Annotated in this window: 13 protein-coding genes; 2 read left to right on the forward strand and 11 right to left on the reverse strand. The window is 38.9% G+C overall.

All coding sequences use genetic code 11. The annotated features are described in order from the left end of the window. Window position 1: 1 nt before the first annotated feature. From Phpb_RS02665 to Phpb_RS02685, 5 genes are all read right to left on the reverse strand, one after another. Window positions 2–814 carry an energy transducer TonB gene (locus Phpb_RS02665; RefSeq protein ID WP_065389054.1) on the reverse strand — a complete coding sequence of 271 codons (813 nt, stop codon included), beginning with the start codon at window positions 812–814 and terminating at the stop codon, window positions 2–4. Window positions 815–895: 81 nt separating this feature from the next. After that, complete coding sequence (locus tag Phpb_RS02670) at window positions 896–3,898, reverse strand: TonB-dependent receptor domain-containing protein (RefSeq protein WP_205634725.1); 3,003 nt, start codon at window positions 3,896–3,898, stop codon at window positions 896–898. 52 nt (window positions 3,899–3,950) lie between these two features. Beyond that, window positions 3,951–5,438, reverse strand: a complete 1,488-nt coding sequence (locus tag Phpb_RS02675; protein ID WP_065389055.1) for a surface lipoprotein assembly modifier — start codon at window positions 5,436–5,438, stop codon at window positions 3,951–3,953. 94 nt (window positions 5,439–5,532) lie between these two features. Further along, on the reverse strand, window positions 5,533–6,279 hold the full coding sequence (locus tag Phpb_RS02680; protein WP_065389056.1) for a Slam-dependent surface lipoprotein: 747 nt from the start codon (window positions 6,277–6,279) through the stop codon (window positions 5,533–5,535). A 757-nt stretch (window positions 6,280–7,036) separates the two neighbouring features. Next, window positions 7,037–8,398, reverse strand: coding sequence for an MATE family efflux transporter (locus Phpb_RS02685; protein ID WP_065389057.1), 1,362 nt, complete (start codon window positions 8,396–8,398; stop codon window positions 7,037–7,039). A gap of 715 nt (window positions 8,399–9,113) precedes the next feature. Here Phpb_RS02685 and Phpb_RS02690 point away from each other — a divergent pair. Both Phpb_RS02690 and Phpb_RS02695 read left to right on the forward strand, forming a co-directional pair. Further along, window positions 9,114–10,388, forward strand: coding sequence for a bifunctional O-acetylhomoserine aminocarboxypropyltransferase/cysteine synthase (locus Phpb_RS02690; RefSeq protein WP_065389058.1), 1,275 nt, complete (start codon window positions 9,114–9,116; stop codon window positions 10,386–10,388). A gap of 379 nt (window positions 10,389–10,767) precedes the next feature. Next, on the forward strand, window positions 10,768–11,562 hold the full coding sequence (locus tag Phpb_RS02695; protein WP_065389059.1) for a glycoside hydrolase family 16 protein: 795 nt from the start codon (window positions 10,768–10,770) through the stop codon (window positions 11,560–11,562). A gap of 62 nt (window positions 11,563–11,624) precedes the next feature. Here the strand turns inward: Phpb_RS02695 and Phpb_RS02700 are convergent, their stop codons facing one another. From Phpb_RS02700 to Phpb_RS02725, 6 genes are all read right to left on the reverse strand, one after another. Next, window positions 11,625–13,718 (reverse strand): TonB-dependent copper receptor, encoded by a 2,094-nt coding sequence (locus Phpb_RS02700; protein ID WP_082302515.1) that lies wholly within the window; start codon window positions 13,716–13,718, stop codon window positions 11,625–11,627. 149 nt (window positions 13,719–13,867) lie between these two features. Beyond that, window positions 13,868–14,347 (reverse strand): DUF2946 domain-containing protein, encoded by a 480-nt coding sequence (locus tag Phpb_RS02705; RefSeq protein WP_065389060.1) that lies wholly within the window; start codon window positions 14,345–14,347, stop codon window positions 13,868–13,870. Between the two features lie 368 nt (window positions 14,348–14,715). Next, complete coding sequence (locus Phpb_RS02710) at window positions 14,716–15,981, reverse strand: hypothetical protein (RefSeq protein WP_065389061.1); 1,266 nt, start codon at window positions 15,979–15,981, stop codon at window positions 14,716–14,718. Between the two features lie 2 nt (window positions 15,982–15,983). Beyond that, window positions 15,984–16,535 (reverse strand): hypothetical protein, encoded by a 552-nt coding sequence (locus Phpb_RS02715; protein ID WP_065389062.1) that lies wholly within the window; start codon window positions 16,533–16,535, stop codon window positions 15,984–15,986. Next, window positions 16,504–17,367, reverse strand: a complete 864-nt coding sequence (locus tag Phpb_RS02720) for a multinuclear nonheme iron-dependent oxidase (RefSeq protein WP_065389063.1) — start codon at window positions 17,365–17,367, stop codon at window positions 16,504–16,506. Before Phpb_RS02720 ends, Phpb_RS02715 begins: the two co-directional genes overlap by 32 nt. 40 nt (window positions 17,368–17,407) lie before the next feature. Then, window positions 17,408–19,174 (reverse strand): B12-binding domain-containing radical SAM protein, encoded by a 1,767-nt coding sequence (locus Phpb_RS02725; protein WP_065389064.1) that lies wholly within the window; start codon window positions 19,172–19,174, stop codon window positions 17,408–17,410. Window positions 19,175–19,428 lie beyond the last annotated feature (254 nt).

Raw genomic sequence — 19,428 nt, forward strand, 5'->3', positions numbered from 1 at the left:
TTTATTTCAAATTAAACTCTATCGCTAAAGTCAGCTCCCTTGGCAAACCGGCCGGTTTCAGCCCTACCGACCGAGCTTGTTGGATCGCCGTAAGGGCAGCCCGATCCAATTCATCAGCGCCTGAACTCTGCACTAATTGGTGATTCGTCAAATCGCCGCTATCCAGCAAGCTAAACCTGACCTGAACTATCCCTTGCTGCTTCATCTTCTTAGCCCGACGCGGATAGCGTTTATGTTTTTCAATCTCACGACGCAAGGCAGCCTGATAGCTTTGTAACTCATCAGCTCCCACGCCAGTCATTGGTTGACTGGTCGTCGCTTGACGGGCGCCAGCTTGTGAATCCGCAGCATCTCTCCCTGCTAATTGAGCGCTGCCTTCCGTTTGCTCTGGCTGATTTTGCTCTGCTCCCTGTTTACGCCCACGCTCTGCCAGTTTTGGTTGAGGATCTTCTACCGGTTCTTTCTGTGGCTGAGGCTTGTTCTTCGGTTTAGCATCCGCCTGTTTTTCTGGCGGCGGCTTCGGTCGTTCCTGTTTTCGTGGCTTATTAAGTACTATTTTTGCCTCATGCGGTGATTCCGCTACCGCTATCTCTGGCGGTAACGGGGGCGGACTAGGTTCCGGCTCTACCGGTCGTTCCTGTCCGGCCGGCGCTGCCGAAGCAACCATTTCTATTGACATACTGATTATTGGCGAATTCACTGATTGATTATTCGCACTGTCATCACGCAGTAAATGCCGCGCCATAAACCCGATAATACTCGCGTGTAACAGTAAGGAAGCAAACAAGCCAATATAAAAACGATTTTTCATCATAACTTCAAGCCATCTTTCCGTTCGTTATCTGTGGAGATTGCCAACGCTCTTAACGGCAACCGGCGAATCTCCCTCAAAGAGTCAGAACCGACTGGTGACACTAAGCTTAAACGTCCGTCCGGGCGCCGGCATCATGGAACGCGTTAACGGGTCCAGATAATAGCGATCGGTTAAGTTAGTGCCGGATAATTCAACGACTATATCTGGCGTAACCTGATAATTAATATAAGCATCTATAGTCATGACCGAATTCCAGTGCATCGGATTATTATTTATCCCTTTATAAGCACCGGGTAATTTCTTCATTAACCATTTTTCATCCTTATTCTCCACGCTACTGTGGTATAATACTCGGCTGCCAATTTCTAAATTTTCGTCCAATAACCTACCACCAATATTTAGATTAAGAGAATAACGCGGTGGAATAGTTGTCCTTAAATAACCACCGGGAAAACCACCATCAATACATTCAGGAACACCAAACTGGTTTCTAGGATCTAATACAAGCGATGCTGTTTTATCGCAAACTTTATTTTTAAGATTATAAGATAGACCAAAATGGGTAAAGAAACTGCCGTTATCATAACGTCCTTGTAGTTCTAAACCAGATAGTTTCTGTTTATCTAACTGAGTAAATACAAAGTTACTGTCACGATCAAAGACATTCTCAATGATGGTATTATAATAAGCGAATCTAATATCCGCATTACGCTCCGCGCCCAATAACTGGCTTAAATCATGTACATAACCCACTTCCACCGTTTTACTACGTTCAGGTTTAAAAGCGCGTGTCGGTTTATCAGTTAAACCAGAGGAAAAACCAACGGTATCTTCAAAAATACTCGGCATACGTACCGCTTCGGCATAACGGGTATAGATACGTGCATGATCACTCACATAAGCGGTTGCGGAAAATACCGGCGCCCAAGCATGATCTTTACGTTTAGGTTGTTTAGACCAACGCTCCTCTTCACTTTTCGCTTTATAAACGCCCTTATCACTATTATTTAATATTTCTCCAGAGCTATCAACATAACGGCTATTCTGTTGAGCGGCACTGTATTCATATTTATACACTTCTTTATTCGTCACAGGATCAATAACGCGCTCATTCATATCAAGCTCCCCATTGAAATAGGGATTATCTTGTTTATATAACTTACCATCGTCATGATATTTCCAAAGTACATCTACCGGTACCATAGGGCGAAAAATTGAATCTCGTTCTTTTGATTCTGTGATCTTCTTTTCTTCATATTCTAAATATTCATCTAAATCATCAAAACAATCATCAACACAATTGCTATATTTTTTATGCAACATAGCTTCCCGCTCAGTAAGTGTTCTCATATATTGCAACCCCTGACCAACCAATTTTTCATCCTTACTATAACCAATATCACGGGCAGCCAAACGTTCATTTAAAAAATCATCCTTAGACCAATAGCTTACCCGTCTAGCACCAGCACTTAACGCCAGCCATGAAGTAGGCCGCCAGTCAAAATTAAAAGCAATATTATTCTCCTGACGGCGCCCTTTTCTTGGTGGCGATCGAAAACTAGAAAAATTCTTCCCTTTATAATCATCATGGGAACCTAAACGTTCCTGTTGTAGGCTAGCTGATAAGGTTAAATCTAAACTTGAGGTCAATTCGAAAGCATTAGAGAGATCAACACCCCAACGGTTATTATGGGTATTGGTAGAAGCAGTATCTACCAGGCGACCATCTTTATTTGGATCTCTTTCCTTACCATTTACATCCCAAACGGCATCCCGCTCTCGCGGTTCACGTGGATATCCCCCGGCAGTATTGGTATCGCTGATAGTACGGGTAATCCAAAATTTCATATCAAAATCAACCCATTTGTTCCCGTCAGGTTTCCATTTATAATCCAGATTAAATGCCTGCTGATGTACATTCGCCAGCGGCCACTGTGGTACCACATTACTTTCTGCCCGAACCCAACCCAGCCGCGAAGGCATAATCTCACCATAAATCGTTTTAGTATCGCGGATACCAAACCCAATCGTCTGTTGATTAGCCAGGTACCAGTTATTTTTAAGCAACCAAGATTCCATTTCACTGGAGGTATTCGGCACCTCATTACCGGGGCGATATACACGTGCGATAAAAGGCAGATAAGGATCATACGGCCGGGTCCCACCATCAAGGATTTCTATATCCTTTTTATTAATGGGCTCATCATAGCGATGGGCGCCGCCCTTGCCAGCAAAATAGTTTCCTTTACTGCGATAACTATAAGCTGCCATTAAATCAAAATACTCCTGTCGGGTACCTATCGCCAGACGTATCGCATTATCTTTTAGGCCCAATAATTTATTATCTTTCGAGGTTTTTGGCGTAATTTCCAACGCGGGATCAACATAATTAAATCCCTGATTAAAACCGGGAATATCTCGATAATCTTGTCCCAATTCCAGATGCGGCACCCGTTCCTTAACGGCATTACTGCTGGTTTCCAATTTCAAGTTAATACCAAATCGCTCATCTATTGGCACCACATCATCGATCCCCAGAGTTTTGATCATTACCGCCCCACCGATCGAACCTTTTACTCCACGAGTCAATGATGGACCTTTTTCTATTTCAATGCTGCTGATCAAGTTAGGATCAATATAGTTACGATTGTTCGCACCGTTATAACCACGCCAGGTGGTAATTGCCTGCTCGGTACCATCAATGGTGACAGGTACCCGTCCCTGCCCTTGGATGCCACGAATATTAGGATCTAATGCACCACTGTTTCTCGAATCACCACTAAATACACCGACCGCGCTTTTTAAAACATCCGCCGGTGAAGCACCCTTATAGCGTTCTACCAAATCCTTACCCAAGTAAATATTAGTAATATCTTTATCATAAACCGCATCATAACCTGCTTTATCTTTTTCACTGGTCGCTGAAACGTTAATTTTACCGAGGTCAGCCTTATTTTCAGCGGGCTGTTTAGATGACTGAGCCAAAGTTATTAATGTTTCCGCATCAGAACGATAAGGCATCATACTGTAGGCCAATGCCAGCATGAATGTTATTTTGCTATATTTATTATTTAATTTATACATAATCATTATCTGCCATAGTGTGGATTGAAATAACTTGTTACTTCAACCAGTATCAAAAATACTTTTCAAACTTGACTAACACTTCATTCTTATTATAGGAATAGAGCCAATCAACATTACTACTATTTTTTCTAAATCGATATGTGATTACCGGGGTTAAACCGAAAACTTCAAATTTAGGCATACTCACAATTGCCGCATAGAATTGTTCATTATCTTTACGACGTGCATTTAGAGGTACACTGTAATCACCAAATTGCCGCTGGCGTAATGCAGTAAATACTACTGCATTAATTCCCGGATATAATTGAGTGGAAATGCCTGCCCGCACGCCTTTTTGCTGATAATTATCCGCTTTTTCAACACTGGTTTTATTAACCCAATCACCACCCGCAAAGGTAATGGTGTGATCAGTTAAATAATAAGATAAGGTAGCATAAACAGAAGTCATATTGCCGTCATTATGATTATAAAGTTTATGGTAACGAAACTGCTTATATTCACCTTCCAAATTCAATACCAGATTTTTAGATAGAATATTTATCCATTCGGATTTTATTCCCGTAGTACGATAACGGGAATGATTACCAACATAATTAAATTCAACAACTGGCCCCATTAGGAAATCATCTCTTTGGGTTTTATAACTATAACCCAAATAAGCAGAAGTGGTATTTTCATTCTCCTCACTATGATGATGATAACTTTCTCCATAAGTCATCGAACGTAAAAAAACACCGTGGTGACCACTTAGCGGATATATCTTACGTAACGTAGCATCATAACTAATACCATTTGCCTTCTTTGCCATAGGCAACTTGCGTTCAGTTATACAACCAACACCTTTATAATATTCAGTGCAGGCAGGGGGCTTATCTGGCGACATATTCGTATTATCGTTAAAAATATATCCCACAGAAAAAGATCCACGCCAAGAATTGCGCAAATTAATCGCCTCCTGATAATTAGTTATATTCTTAATGACTGCTGGTGGTAATTTATTTTGATTATCGCGACTAACCGCTGAAATCTCATTAAATAGTAAGCTAGCTTCTCTATTTTTTTGATTCTCATAATAGACCCTGGCTAACTCTAACTTAGCCCGGGTAAAATCAGGTTGCTGCTGCAATATGGCCTGATAATGTTGTTCTGCTGCTACCAAATCACCCTGAGAACGCGCCAGATTTGCCTGAGCAAAATGGACCAATTGGGTATCATGTCCAGGTAACTTCTGGTATATCAACAAAAAGCGCTCGACATCCTTCACTTGTTGATGATTAATGGCTAAATAGAGCGCTTGGCCGATATCATTTACATTATTCTCAACACTGAACGTTTGACCATTAAGTACTATCGATAAATGATCCGTTTTTTTATCCACGGTTTCATCCGTGACCAGCGCTTTTTCTTGATCCTGTAAATTTCGTTGTACGTTATGCCACAATCTTCTACCGGTATCTTCATCTGCCAGAACCAAAGAGGGATAAATAAACAAACAATTGATTAATATTGAAAAACGGATAATGGGTATATTTAACATCGGAATATCACTGCTTCATAATCGAGCCGATAAATAAACCAAATAAGACAAAGCCCATATGAACTTTGCCTTATTCAGCTAATACAAATTCATATTATGGGTTCTTAGTTCCACCAAAGGCAGTATCTTTACTGTGATCTGCATCAAATTTAGCCACACCAGCCAAACTAGATGCCTTATCACCAAAGAAGTGACCATTGTTTGTCCCGACAAGATTTCCAGCGGTTGCTCTACCCGTAAATGAACCATCAGCTTTAATAACGGAATTGATACCGACAGTAAGTGCGCTATTCGCTATTGAACCGGAGAGTCTTTTCTGCCCGAAATCAGCAGTAAATGTCCCATGTAGAGCATTGCTACCATTATATTGGTTAATTCCTTTAACCGTATAAGTTGCAACACCACCGGTAGGCAAATTAGCCGTGACATCTTTACCGGAATAATAAGCGGTATGACTAGTATCATCTATCTTGCCGGTTTGCGACCATTCACCAAAATAGACATCAGCGTTAGCCACTTTACTAAAATTAAATACTCCCATCCCGCTGTGGCTGCCCGATCCCGGCATAGAAATTTTGTGAATTCCATTCGCATCCGCTGCGGCATAACGGGTAAGCCCTGAAAAGCTAACAATTTGACCACCAGCAATGGAATGTACCCCAACTCCCGGTTCCCCTCCAGGACTTCCATGACCAGAACCACCTTGTTTAGTCACACCAACCTTAATGCTAGGTTTATTCGCATCAAACTTTTGAGTTTGCCCAAAACCTGGATCAGCCATAACTTGTGTTACTAATCCACATGTACCTAATACTGCAATTAACACTTTAACTTTGTTCATAGCATATTCCTTATGTTAACTAATTAAATGTTAGAGTATTGCTTAATTACATAGTTTTAGTACCGTCCGAAGACTGGCGCGCATATTAACGTACTTTTAATAAAAAATGAAATGATAATCATTATCATAAAACAATTGTATCTATTTGTATAGAATGGCAATTAATATAGATAACTATTTAATTATTAAATAAATATTTACCATAACCTTAATATAATTATGGACATAATATTAGGTGAATCACCAATAGTAAGCGTAAAAAAATCAATACATATAGATATATGAATGAGAAATTATTTCTATTGTAAATTAATTACAATGTTATTGTTTGAATGGTAACTATTTGATACCAAATTAGCTATTTCACATTAATTAAGAACTATTTAACAATGAAAAATAAAAATCAAAAATATATATTTCATCCAAATGATTTAAATAAGTAAAATTATTACGCCAGATATAAATATATTCATTCCGAGAATAATCACTAATATATAACTTACTAAATTCACTAAAATAAAAATATTACCAACATGACTTAAACTCTAACTAAACATTACCTTTCATTGATGAAAACTTAAATAACCATAGCCTTAGAGAGTAAATTTTTATTAACTATAATTTTTTACAAAACAAATGACAATATTGATACTCTTCTAACTCTAAGATTAAAGAGTTTAATTAAGTTATTTAAATAACTTAAGAAAAACCCCCTATCTCTCGACAGGGAATTTATGTGAACATGATAGTTTTTAAGTTAATACGCAATTACTTGGGAAATCATTCCTCTCTGTCTAACCTTTAATATGGCAAACAGCAAAATAGCATTCACAAAAAGGCCCAAAACCAATCCATACCAAAACCCTATAATTCCCATCCTCTCGGTTACCCAGTCTGTCAAAGCCAAAACAAACCCTAATGGCAAACCAACTAGCCAATAACCGAATAACGGCGCGTAAAATACTGATCGGGTATCATGAAAGCCCCGTAAAATACCGGATAAAGCCGCCTGACAAGAGTCAAATAACTGGAATAGGCATAACAAGAAGATTATGTTAAGCGCAATTACTATGACGCCATTGTCGTTAGTATAGAGTGAAATAAATGAACCAGCGAAATAGTAGATTAAAACGCCAATAACTGCGGAAATAGATAAAATTAAAGCAATTGAGATCCTTATAGTCCCTGTTAATGCTGTTCTATCCCCCTTCCCAATATAGGAACCGACTTTCACCGTCACAGCGGCTGCAATCCCCCCAGTTATGGTGTAGATGATAGAGGTAATATTAAGCATAATATTATGCGCAGCTATGACTTGAGCACCTAAAGGAGCAGCGGTTATCGCAATCACATCTAGAAAAACCATTTCAACAAAAAGAGCCAATCCACTTGGCATACCAATATAAAAAGTCCTAACCAAAGCATGATATTTCGGCAAGCTAAAATCTGGCCTATATCGGCGATATTCTTTCTTTAGCAAGAAATAGATAACCAGGCATACAGCAATTATATTATTAATAATTGCGGTTGTAATACCCGCGCCAATGCCTCCCATTTCTGGTAAACCCAGTTTTCCATAAATAAATATGTAATTTAATGGTATATTCAATAACAAGGAGCCCGCAGACAAATACATGGCGATTTTTGTGTCTTCCAATCCTTGTAGAAATGAACGAAACACATTAAATATCATAACACTAGGAACACCACACGCCAAAGCGATAACATAGCCCTGTGTAATTTCTAAAATATGCTCATCAATACCGATGAACGAAAGTAGCCAGCTCACTAACATCAATAAAAGAATTATTGGTATCGAAAGTATCACCGCCAGAAACAAGTAATTTTTAAGACTGTCTTTAATCCCTTCGTCATCATGTTGCGCTTTTTGCTTTGCGACATCTGCCGCCAACATGATAATCGTCCCATATCCTAATACAAATATAGGAAACCAAATACTACTTCCTAATGTTACCGCCGCTAAATCAGCCGTAGCGTAGTGACCAGACATCACAATATCAACAAAACTCATTGCTGTACGCGCTATCTGACTCACGATGATAGGGAAAGAGAAAAATAAAAGTTGTTTTAACTCCCGCCGGTTTGAAAACTTAGCCATAAGAATCCCATTAATTTATTGGTTAGTTCCAATAATTGATCATACTAACAATAAATTACGACCAAAATCATTTAAAAAAGTCTGAAAAAATTAGAATTACGAGTATACCTGCTATTTTCTCTCAGGCAACAGTGAATAAATAAATTAAAGCAATCTAACGAAAACTAACTATTTCAAAGAGATTTTTGTGATCCTTATAAAAGATTGGATATTTATTTCAGTATTTTGTTCCCATTTTCTATTTTAATAGCTAATGTTACTTGGCTGAAACTATTGAAGTATTTTGTGATAACATCCACATTATTAAAAAATAAATACACTAATATAGCTAAAGCAGATAATTAGTCACTTTTTCAAATTGTTTCTTTAATTAATAAATAATTAGCGGAAATATCATGTCTATACAGATATCTATTCTAAGTGCCTGTTCCAATTAGGCGTAATTGTTGCAGGCAGTTTGAACACGGACAGCGCGGAAAAACCGGAGCGTACACGTAGTACGTGAGGATTTTGAGCACTGCCCAGGTTCAAAATGGCAAATAAAATAGCCCTATTGGGATAGGCAGTAATAGTTCATCAATCAAAAAGAGATATAAATCAAGTTCCTTGTGAGCAATTGTAAACAATAGTAAGTCAGGCTATGGTCTTAACAAAAGCCGATTACACCTATTTATCAAAGATATATGTCATCTTACCGTAAAAAAAGAGATCGAAAATGAAACCAGAAACTCTTGCTATCCACGGCGGATATTCCCCTGATCCAACAACCAAAGCCGTTGCCGTTCCTATCTATCAAACGACATCCTACGCGTTTGACGATACCCAACACGGCGCCGACCTATTTGATTTAAAGGTTGAGGGCAACATCTATTCCCGCATTATGAACCCGACTAATGATGTATTAGAAAAACGGGTCGCTCTACTTGAAGGAGGAATCGCTGCTTTAGCCGTCGCATCTGGCATGGCGGCTGTCACCTGTGCGATTCAATCCATTGCCAGCGTTGGAGATAACATTATATCTGTCGCTAAGTTATATGGCGGCACTCATAACCTGCTAGCTCATACATTGCCTCGATTCGGGATTGAGACACGGTTTGCTGAACACGATGATATCGCAGCACTGGAATCACTGATTGATGATCGTACCAAGGCGGTATTTTGTGAATCTATTAGTAACCCGGCCGGTAATATTGTTGATCTGAAAAAATTTGCCGAAGTCGCCCATCGTCATGGCGTCCCTTTAATTGTTGATAATACCGTCGCCACCCCTGTGCTTTGTCGCCCCTTCGAGCATGGCGCTGATATCGTTATTCACTCTTTAACCAAATATATGGGAGGGCATGGTAACTCTATTGGCGGCATTATTGTGGATTCCGGCAATTTCCCCTGGAAAAAATATAAGCAACGGTTTGCTGTATTAACTACCCCAGATCCCTCCTATCATAACGTCATTTATACCGAACAATTCGGTAAAGCGGCATTTATCGGGCATTGCCGTGTGGTACCGCTACGTAATATGGGTGCCGCATTATCGCCTTTTAATGCTTTCCTTATCTTGCAAGGATTGGAAACACTGGCATTAAGAATGGAACGTCATACTGAAAATGCGCTGAAAGTCGCTCATTATCTGCAAGATCATCCTCAAGTTAGTTGGGTGAAATATGCCGGGTTGCCAAACCACCCAGAACATGAACTGGCTCAACAGTATGTCAATGGGAAGCCATCAGCGCTCCTCTCTTTTGGTATTAAAGGCGGGCAACAATCCGGTGCACAATTTATTGACGCACTAAAATTGATTGTGCGGCTGGTTAATATTGGCGACGCTAAATCACTCGCCTGTCATCCAGCGTCAACAACCCATAGCCAATTAAATGATGAGGAGTTAATTAAAGCCGGCATATCACAGGATATGATTCGCTTATCAATCGGCATTGAGCATATCGACGATATTATTGCTGATCTTGCCCAAGCTCTGGATGCATCGAAATAATTTAAATTTGTTATATACCCCGTTCTGACGAACGGGGTTTTATTCATCGATCCTCACTGTTTTTTTACTCTACCTATCTCAATTATTTTTTCCAACCCATGTTGCCGAATTTAATTCCATTTCATTTTTATCAACCAATGTTAACACTATATTGAATGACTAAAACGAAAAGTACAGAGAACTATGTGACCGGGGTGAGCGAGTGCAGCCAACAAAGAGGCAACTTGAAAGATAACGGGTATAGGGGTAATAAATTAAATCGGTAACCCCGTCGCCAATACTCGATAAAGTAACTCATATCTCCGTGACTAAACGGGGAAATCAATAATAGCTCTCGGATAAATAACGATTATTCACGCCAAATATACAAGGAAAATAGATGAAAATTCAGCTAACCTATACATTGTTATTAAGCTCTTTGATCTGCGGGTACGCTTCGGCGAAAGTCCCCAATGAATTTAGCTCCACACCGTCATTCGAAGATAATTTTAATGGCACTACGCTTAATACCCAAAAATGGGATTACCGTGGCTTGGGAGTTAGAAACAATTGTATTAATACTCAATCCGCCGTTATCGTAAAGAATGGTCATTTAACCATAAAAACCTATTCCGATAGTTCTTCTGGCAAGCTACAAAATTATTGCGGTATGATTTCAACACAAAAAAGTTTCCTGCAAGCATATGGCTATTGGGAAGCCGCTGTCAGATTTAAGCGCGCGGAAGGTAATCAGGTCGCATTCTGGGTCCAGTCACCAACAATGGGTAAAGACTTAACCAACCCAGAAAAATCAGGCGTCGAAATTGATGTATTTGAACATTTAGCCGAAGCGAAACAGGATCAATATGATCACGCTATTCACTGGAATGGTTACGGCAGCGCTCATAAGCAGTGGTCAAAGAAAATGTCTATGAGTCAACTTGCTGATGGTAAATTCCATAAATTCGCGGTGGCATGGACACCAAAAGGTTATACATTTTATATTGATGATATCCGCCAAAATCTGTCAGGATTAGATCAAGTTCCAATTTCAATCGCCAACCAATATATTATTTTAAGTTCCGAAGTACCGCGCAATTATCCAGCTCAAGGTTATGGCCCGATAAATACAACAACCGCAACATTCGATGTGGATTATGTAAAAGTTTATCCGTATATCGGTAATAAGAAATAATCATCGATCAGGAAAAAGGAAAGCAAATAATTGGCGCCCAATAATTGGACGCCATTTTTTTATTAAAATTTTATATCTAATTTCGCCCACACTGTCCGGCCGGGTTCATTCACTGAGCTATTCGCTGAATAACCAAAGGTGCTATTACCAGCAAGGTTGAGGTGTTCGCTGTATTCTTTATCCAAAATATTGTCGATACCCGCGCTCACTTTTATATTTTTGTTAACCTTATAGGCAGCATTTGCAGAAAGTACGCCGAAACCTGAACTATCTTGGAAATCTTTACCGACAACATTTCCCTGCCCCTCGGCAATCCGATGCTGGCTGCTCACCAATCGCCACAAACCGGTACTGCTCCAATCACCACGTTCATAGGTCAAGCCGAAGCGGGCTTCCAGAGGTGGGATCTGAGGCATCGGCTTGTTATCCGTCCGGTTTTCTCCCCAAGCATAGGCTAGGCTGGCATCCGTTTTCCAATGATCTGTCAATTGATAACCAAAGCCCATTTCCCCTCCCATAATATTGGCATTAACGTTATCAGCCTGGCTAATACGGGCGTTTGTCGGGCTATATCTAAATAAGATGAAATCATTTACACGCCCTATATAAGCGGATACCCAACCATTAAAACGTTCCCCGGTATATTGAGCGCCAATATCAAGCTGGGTGGTTTTCTCGCTTTTTACCCCATCAAAAGCACTGGCACTCCCCGCCGGACCATATTTAGGCGAAAACAGTTCCCAATAGTCAGGGAAACGCTCGGTGTAACCAATACCGGCATAAAACATCATTGGCATATCAGCCAAAGTATGCTCTAACCGCATAAAACCACTCGGTAAAGTATCATTACGCTCTTTTTCACTATTGCCAGCAAATTTCTTTACTCGGCTGCGATCAAGACGGGCGCCGGTTATTAATTCACTCTGTTCTGTGGCATACCAAGTTAGCTCGCTAAACAGGCCATAGTTATAAAATTGAGCATCCTTTTGCCAGCCATTACCTGCTTTATTACGGTGGGTATTGGTTTGTGTATCTGCGCCGCTTTCCAATTTGAACTCTTGCCATAGCCAAGTGCCCATGACTCGCCCCCCGACAACGCGACGATCCAGTTGCATCGACATACCGTGGTTCATATTCATGTGCATACCACATCCATGCTTACAACCCGAAGAAGGCATACCCATTGACATAGGGCTATTCGGAGAACGCAAAGTGATATTGTCCATAATATGGTTGGTATAGTTGTAATAAACTTGGGCTTCAACCTTATCAAGCACCTCACTGAGGTGGGATTTCTCAAAACGTAAACCGAGACTTTCACGTTTGAATTGCGAGCCATCCATGCTACGTCCAGCATAACGGGCCTCACCATCACCTTTCCCGGCGGTCAATTCAAGCAATGTATCTTTATCCGGCGTCCACCCTAACGCGAGATCACTATTCCATTTATCCCAACGTGAAGGAACACGATACCCACCACCATCTTTGTAGTCATTTGCACGGGATTTATTTGCCATTAAACGTAAATATCCCAATTCACTGCCGACACTAGCATCAACATTGCCATCCCAACGGTCATTTGAACCCGTCAATCCACTGGCATTGATTTTTGCTCCCGGCTCATCAAATCGGGGATGTTCACGTTCAAACCTGACGGTCCCAGCGGAAGCACCGGGGCCCCACAATACGGTTTGGGGTCCTTTAATGACTGTCAGCAAATCATAACTTTCCGGTGAAATATAGGATGAAGGGGCATCCATTCTACCAGGACAAGCCCCTAGCATTTCCGCGCCATCAGTCAGAAGTTTAATCCTCGAACCAAACATTCCGCGAAATACCGGGTCACCATTGGTGCCACCGTTACGGATTTGAGAAAATCCGGGTATGGTTTTCAAATAATCAGAGCCGTCACTTGCCGGAACCGGCTGACGAGGCGTTTTTGGCGAGGTGACAATTGACAAAGGAGAATGCAAAGGTGCTGTTACCGTGATCACATCACCATCATTGGTTTTTGAACCGTGCACATGGTCGCGTGAATCAGGTGAAGTTTCAGCTGCATAACCATTAAAAGCAGCTAACAGAAAAAGTGGCATTGCCGAATTAATACAACGGGACAGCATATTTTTTTTATAAGAAATATTTTTTTCGAATATCATCATCTTGCCTTAAATGTAAATCCACCTTCCAAAGTGATATTTCTATCAAAAGCGGAATACGTTATAGAATCCAACCAAATTATTTTTGGTATGAACAGACTTTTCCTGACTCAACAATGAGCAGGACAAGACATTTCATTATGTTTAAATTAATGAGATGAGATCTGTTCAGGCGGAGCGCGAGGCAATGAATCAGAAAAGATGAAATGCGGCAGAAAGGAAGCTACAGTTTGAATCGGTGGTGGCCGTGAAGTCAGCGAAGTTGACCAAAATAGCGGTGTATTCGCCAAATCCAGCATAGGTATATGAATCAGAAAGACACAGTATCCACAGGCAATATCCTCCAGCATAGACATACCACCACCGTGCATACCCATCTGCATGCCATCATGATGGTTAGTAACATATGATGCTGAAGAAACGTCAGAATGAGACATATTCCGAGGCATATCATCGTCAGATGACATCGCCACATGGCAATCGACCACTTTCGATGAATGAGCCTCCCCAATGCGCGCATGTTCCAGTGACCTAGAAATCACTGGCGCAATGAACAACATCAGTATCGCGAATATACCGAGCCAAGCTGGCAGACGACTCCGCGATGTATAAAATGGGATCAGTGACAAACTAAGCCTATTCTGTAGAGAACACATTCAGGGACGGGATTGTACGTATTTAACGACCAAATGTTAAAACACTTTATGCAAGAATGTCGCTTTGGCGACAAAATTTGTTGTTTTTCTAAAATCTGCGGGATTATTTTCACGCACATCGAGCAAAATCACAGAGATTAACGTCACGGACAAAGGCATTTCCTGTGCATAGCATCACGACAGCATAGAGAGTGAATCCCCGGGAGCACAGCAAACTATGTGACCGGGGTGAGCGAGTGTAGCCAACGAAGAAACAACTTGAAAAATAACGAGTATAAAAAGTTTTAAACCACATAATTTCTTCTTATGCTGAATAAGATGATAGAGCAACTTCATTTTCATTAGCTATTCTTCTTATAAAAAGAAGGCGATTTAACAAAAAAGGTGTAGATAAAATAACTCAACAAAAAAACAATGAGTCCTACGCAAAATGCCTTTATCACGCTATCCTCTTTAAAAAATATGCTTCCTGCTATGGCAAATAATATAATGAAACCAGTAGTCATCGTTTCCACAAAGAGGAAGAAAACAACACTTTTCCTTTCATCAAACTCATAAAGGGCTGTATTGATCGCAATACGAGTCATAATAAGACCAACGGATACACCTATCAGACTAAAAAATGAAAGCGCAATAAACTGACTAGCCCCAAGTGGAGAAATTAACAATAAAGTGGATGCAAGCAATGAAACCAAGACCAGTGACTGTTTTAGCTGAATACTCGTCTCGAACCGTTTAAGTCTGACCATAATTTGATTACCCATAACTGCGGAAAAAAGATAAATTACAAATGCAACAGATGAACTGCCAAGCCATGCAAGGTAATTGGGAAGATTAAGGTAAACTTGATATTTGTATAATAATCCAATGGAATACATAAGTACTATAGATTCAAATATATTTCCTGTAATAAAAAACAGGGAATTCGGAACGTTTAATTTTACTACCGATAGAAAGTCTTTTAATTTGTAAAATCCCAATGCGTTATTATTGTTTTTTTCTTTATGAATACAATCAAGATCCTTTTTAGATTGGAAAATCTGTATCAACCTTAATATCATGATCATAGAAAAAATTGCTATTGCGGCCACTTTCTCATTAAAAAAACCAATCAGCACAATTGTTATGCCAAGAAGAATAAATGGTAATATCAATCTGATGGAAAGATAGTATTTAAAAGAATTGACATAATCAGCGGGTTCACCGATTTTAAAAATGCTCATCATATTGTATGAAGGTCTGAATGTTGTTTTTAAGCATCCTGTTCCAGCCGCATCACATACAAATGACATAATAATAATAAACCAAGCGAGATAAAAATAACCAATATAAGATAAAGCAAAACCCGCTAAAAGAAGAAATGCGGATAATAGTTTTAACCCAAATCCAATTACAGTTGTTCTCGCTAACCCAAAATTAAAACTCATCAGACTGCCAGAGGCAAATTCGATAATTAACGAAATAACCAATTGGGAAATAAGTGTAAATTCTAGTGAAAAATTACCTAAATGTTCATTGGTTGCAATAAGGGCCAGCTCAAGTATCGTTACACTCATAGCAACACTGCTATACATAGCATCTGCTCGCGCAATAGTGAGAAGAACCATCTTTACACACTCTCCTTGTAGATTACACCTGGCTCAGTCAGTATCGTTTTATATAAAAATGAAGGAGCAGAAGCACGAGCATAAAACATAATACTTAAATAGAGTGACTCTAGATCATAAGGTACCAAAATATTCTTTTTATCCTTATTATCTTTACTATAAATATAATGTCTCCCTGGATGTTGATTCACATAATCCTCGTAGTCCAGTAATTCTACAAAGAGTTCATTGCCTGAATTTTTTATCTTGTTATAGAAAATATTACATGATGCTGCTGAAATACTATGGCTTGTAGAAGCTTTTATATGAAACTCATCAAAAACATCAATCAAAACACATTCATCAGAAAGAGAAAGAATATATTTCGAAACATAAATCCACCGTTTATGAACCGCACGAGTTATATCTAAAAACCGTCTGACTCTATCAAATAGCAAGTGATTTTCTGCAATGGTTTGGTTGATATTAAACTCTAATAAAGCTCTTCCAGAATAAAGATTCGACATTCTCTCTAAACTATCTTCATTCATATGTAAATCTTGGCGACGTTTCATAGATAGCCTCCCAAATGCTATTAATGTTTAGTTTTTCAACTTGATGGCTAGCACCTTCTTGTTCAAGTAACGTGTTTTCCAGTCGTTTGCACCGTGATTTACACTGTTTATATAACGAAATCAAATCCGCATCAAATGGATCTGAATGCTGATCTAACCACACCGATACCCCCCTCCATTTCCATTTTTTCATCCCGGAAATATGTATCGTTATAATTTTATCCCAAATCACATTATCCATATCAGGCAGAACAGTTGCATCGGACTCAAGTGTTCGGCAATACCCAATATAATGTCCTAAATCGAAGGCAAAATAAGCCTTAGATTCTTCACAAAGTTTAATATAATAATCCCAAAAGTTTATATCACCTAATTCGCTATATACGGGTGGGTTTTCCAAAGCAATCTCTTTTTCAAAAAACTCTCGTGCAAACAAAATATTTTTTGCAGTTACTAGGATACTTTCCTCATTAAGTACAGGATTCGTTTGATGAGGTCCTAGAAAAAGATCTCCACAACGCCATATACCAATATCCTCTTCTATATAAGAAATAGGTAGTTTTTTTATCAATTTTTTTAAACGAAGCATTTCTTCTTTAATAAGCTTACCTGAGAAATTGATATCAACCGGATGAAAAGAGATCGTCATGTTACCCATATTAGCCATCGCGACAATTTCATCATCAAATTCATCCCATACCCTTGCTCCCAGACTAAAATGCCCAATTTTATGAAAGATGCTATTCCTATCTTTATTTTTTCCATGATAAACGAAACGAAGTTTTTCAATATCACCACTCAGACCAATACACATGTCTTTTATCTCATCCATTGATTCCCCCAATCACTAATCTAATTTAAGAAAAAACTTATCATTGTGTATTATTGCCGTCCACGCTTTGTATCATCACAATTTCTCCTCTTCTTCCACCAACACCTACTGTTTCAATACCAAAATATTTTTTACTTATCCCAAAAAAACGGGTGTTCTCTTTTATGGTGTTGCTTATCACATCTGTGTAAATATTAAAATCTTTGACTGCGGAATTCATATCAGAGAGATCATCTGCATGACAAAGTTCCCACAATACTTTAAATGGAATGTGCCTCAGATATACATTCCTTAACGAAAGAGAAGAAGATAACAATTTATTTTTTCTATTGTTTCTTATTACCTCCAAATTTAATGATATCGCTTCTTCTAACTGATGAAGCCAAGGCTTAGCAAATTTATCAATGAATAAATGATAAATCTTTTTTACCCCATTATCACTAATAAGCTCTCGACTGTTAGGCAGCCTATTTAAACTGAATAATTTTCCCAGTTTTTTTTCGAGATTAATTCTAACTGGAGTACCAGGATACAACATCATTAAATTAAAATAATGATCAAGGGACTCATGCTCTGCCATACCAGATTTGATCAAAAATGTCAGATTCTCGATAATCTCAGTTTTTGTTTGATCATGGTAAAACATGATAAAATCTAATCCAATATCAATTTTATTTTCTTGTAACGCCCTGATAGCATCGATATTCTCCTGTACTGTCACACGTTTATTCATATAGTTGAGTTGAGTTTGAGAGCCTGATTCAACACCCATCTCAACTAACCTTAATCCCTCTTTAACCAGAGTAGGTAATTCTTCTCGTAGACGAAGTAAATAGCGAACTGTAGAAGAAGAGCTCCATGTAATATCACCATTTCCAATCTGATGTAACCCTTTAGAAAAGGCTAATACTCTATCTTTCTTCACAAAAAAATTCGCATCCATCATATAGACATGCTGGAAATCGTATTTTTCGCGTGCTTCTTTAATCCAATTAACCAAAATATCAGCGTCTACAGCACGCCATCTGGGGCCTTCTGCATCTGCGGCAATAATCGCACAAAATGAACAAGTTAGTGGACAACCTCGACTACTGGTAAAGGCAATAGCTTTTCTTTTGCGTCCATCCCGTCTGTCAGTAAAAATCAAATTTTGCAAGCGTTCTGAATCATACTCCATAAGAGGGTTTACCCACTCCTCTGAAGGAAGTTGGTATTTCTCAACTCTACTGACCTGCAACTGATCATTTCTGTCGAAATAGACAGCATTTACTATATTTTTTCTAAAATACTCAAAATACAAATAATTCTCTGCTGGTATTGATTCACCATACTGCTTTTTAAACTGGTTGAAAATCTCCGCCAGAATTTTTACAGAATATTCTCCCTCTCCTTTAAAAGCCACACTATAAATATCTCTTCCAGTTTGCATAAAATTTTCTGCGGCCAAACTTATATGCGGACCACCGCAAAAAAGGAGAGAGTTAGGAATTAGATTCTTAATTATTTTTCCCCAAACTAATGCTGTATCAACATGGCTGCTATAAATCGAAATCCCAACAATATCTGGTTTCCATTCAATTAAATCAGCTAACTCCTCTGTTCTGTCCTGAGTTAAATCTGAATAATCAAATATTTTAGTCTTGACAAAACTTGTATTTTTCTTGATATATGCGGAAATATTCTGAAGACCCAAAGGCATGATGACCTGCGGCCCTTCTCCATAAGGCAATGCAACTAATGCTAAGCGAATATTATTTTCACAGGACATTATATTATGGCAGTGTAAATCTCTGAACACTTTGTTCATATGAAAATATTCCATCATGAGTTACTTGGCATAATGTGAAAAAAAGTGGATATCTTTCAGAAAGTCGAATAGCCAAATTACTATCCTCAAAACTTTTCATAACCAATATTTTTTTTAGTTTTACCATTAATTCACCGTTATGGAAAAAACAAAAACCTAAGTCTTCCAAACAGATAATATCATCCTTAACTTTCAAATACATATTTTCAAGCCTTTAGTGTAGCCTTACTACTTATAAAAAGAAGTAAGGCTAA

Source organism: Photorhabdus namnaonensis (genome assembly GCF_001684335.1).
Taxonomy (GTDB): Bacteria; Pseudomonadota; Gammaproteobacteria; order Enterobacterales; family Enterobacteriaceae; genus Photorhabdus; species Photorhabdus namnaonensis.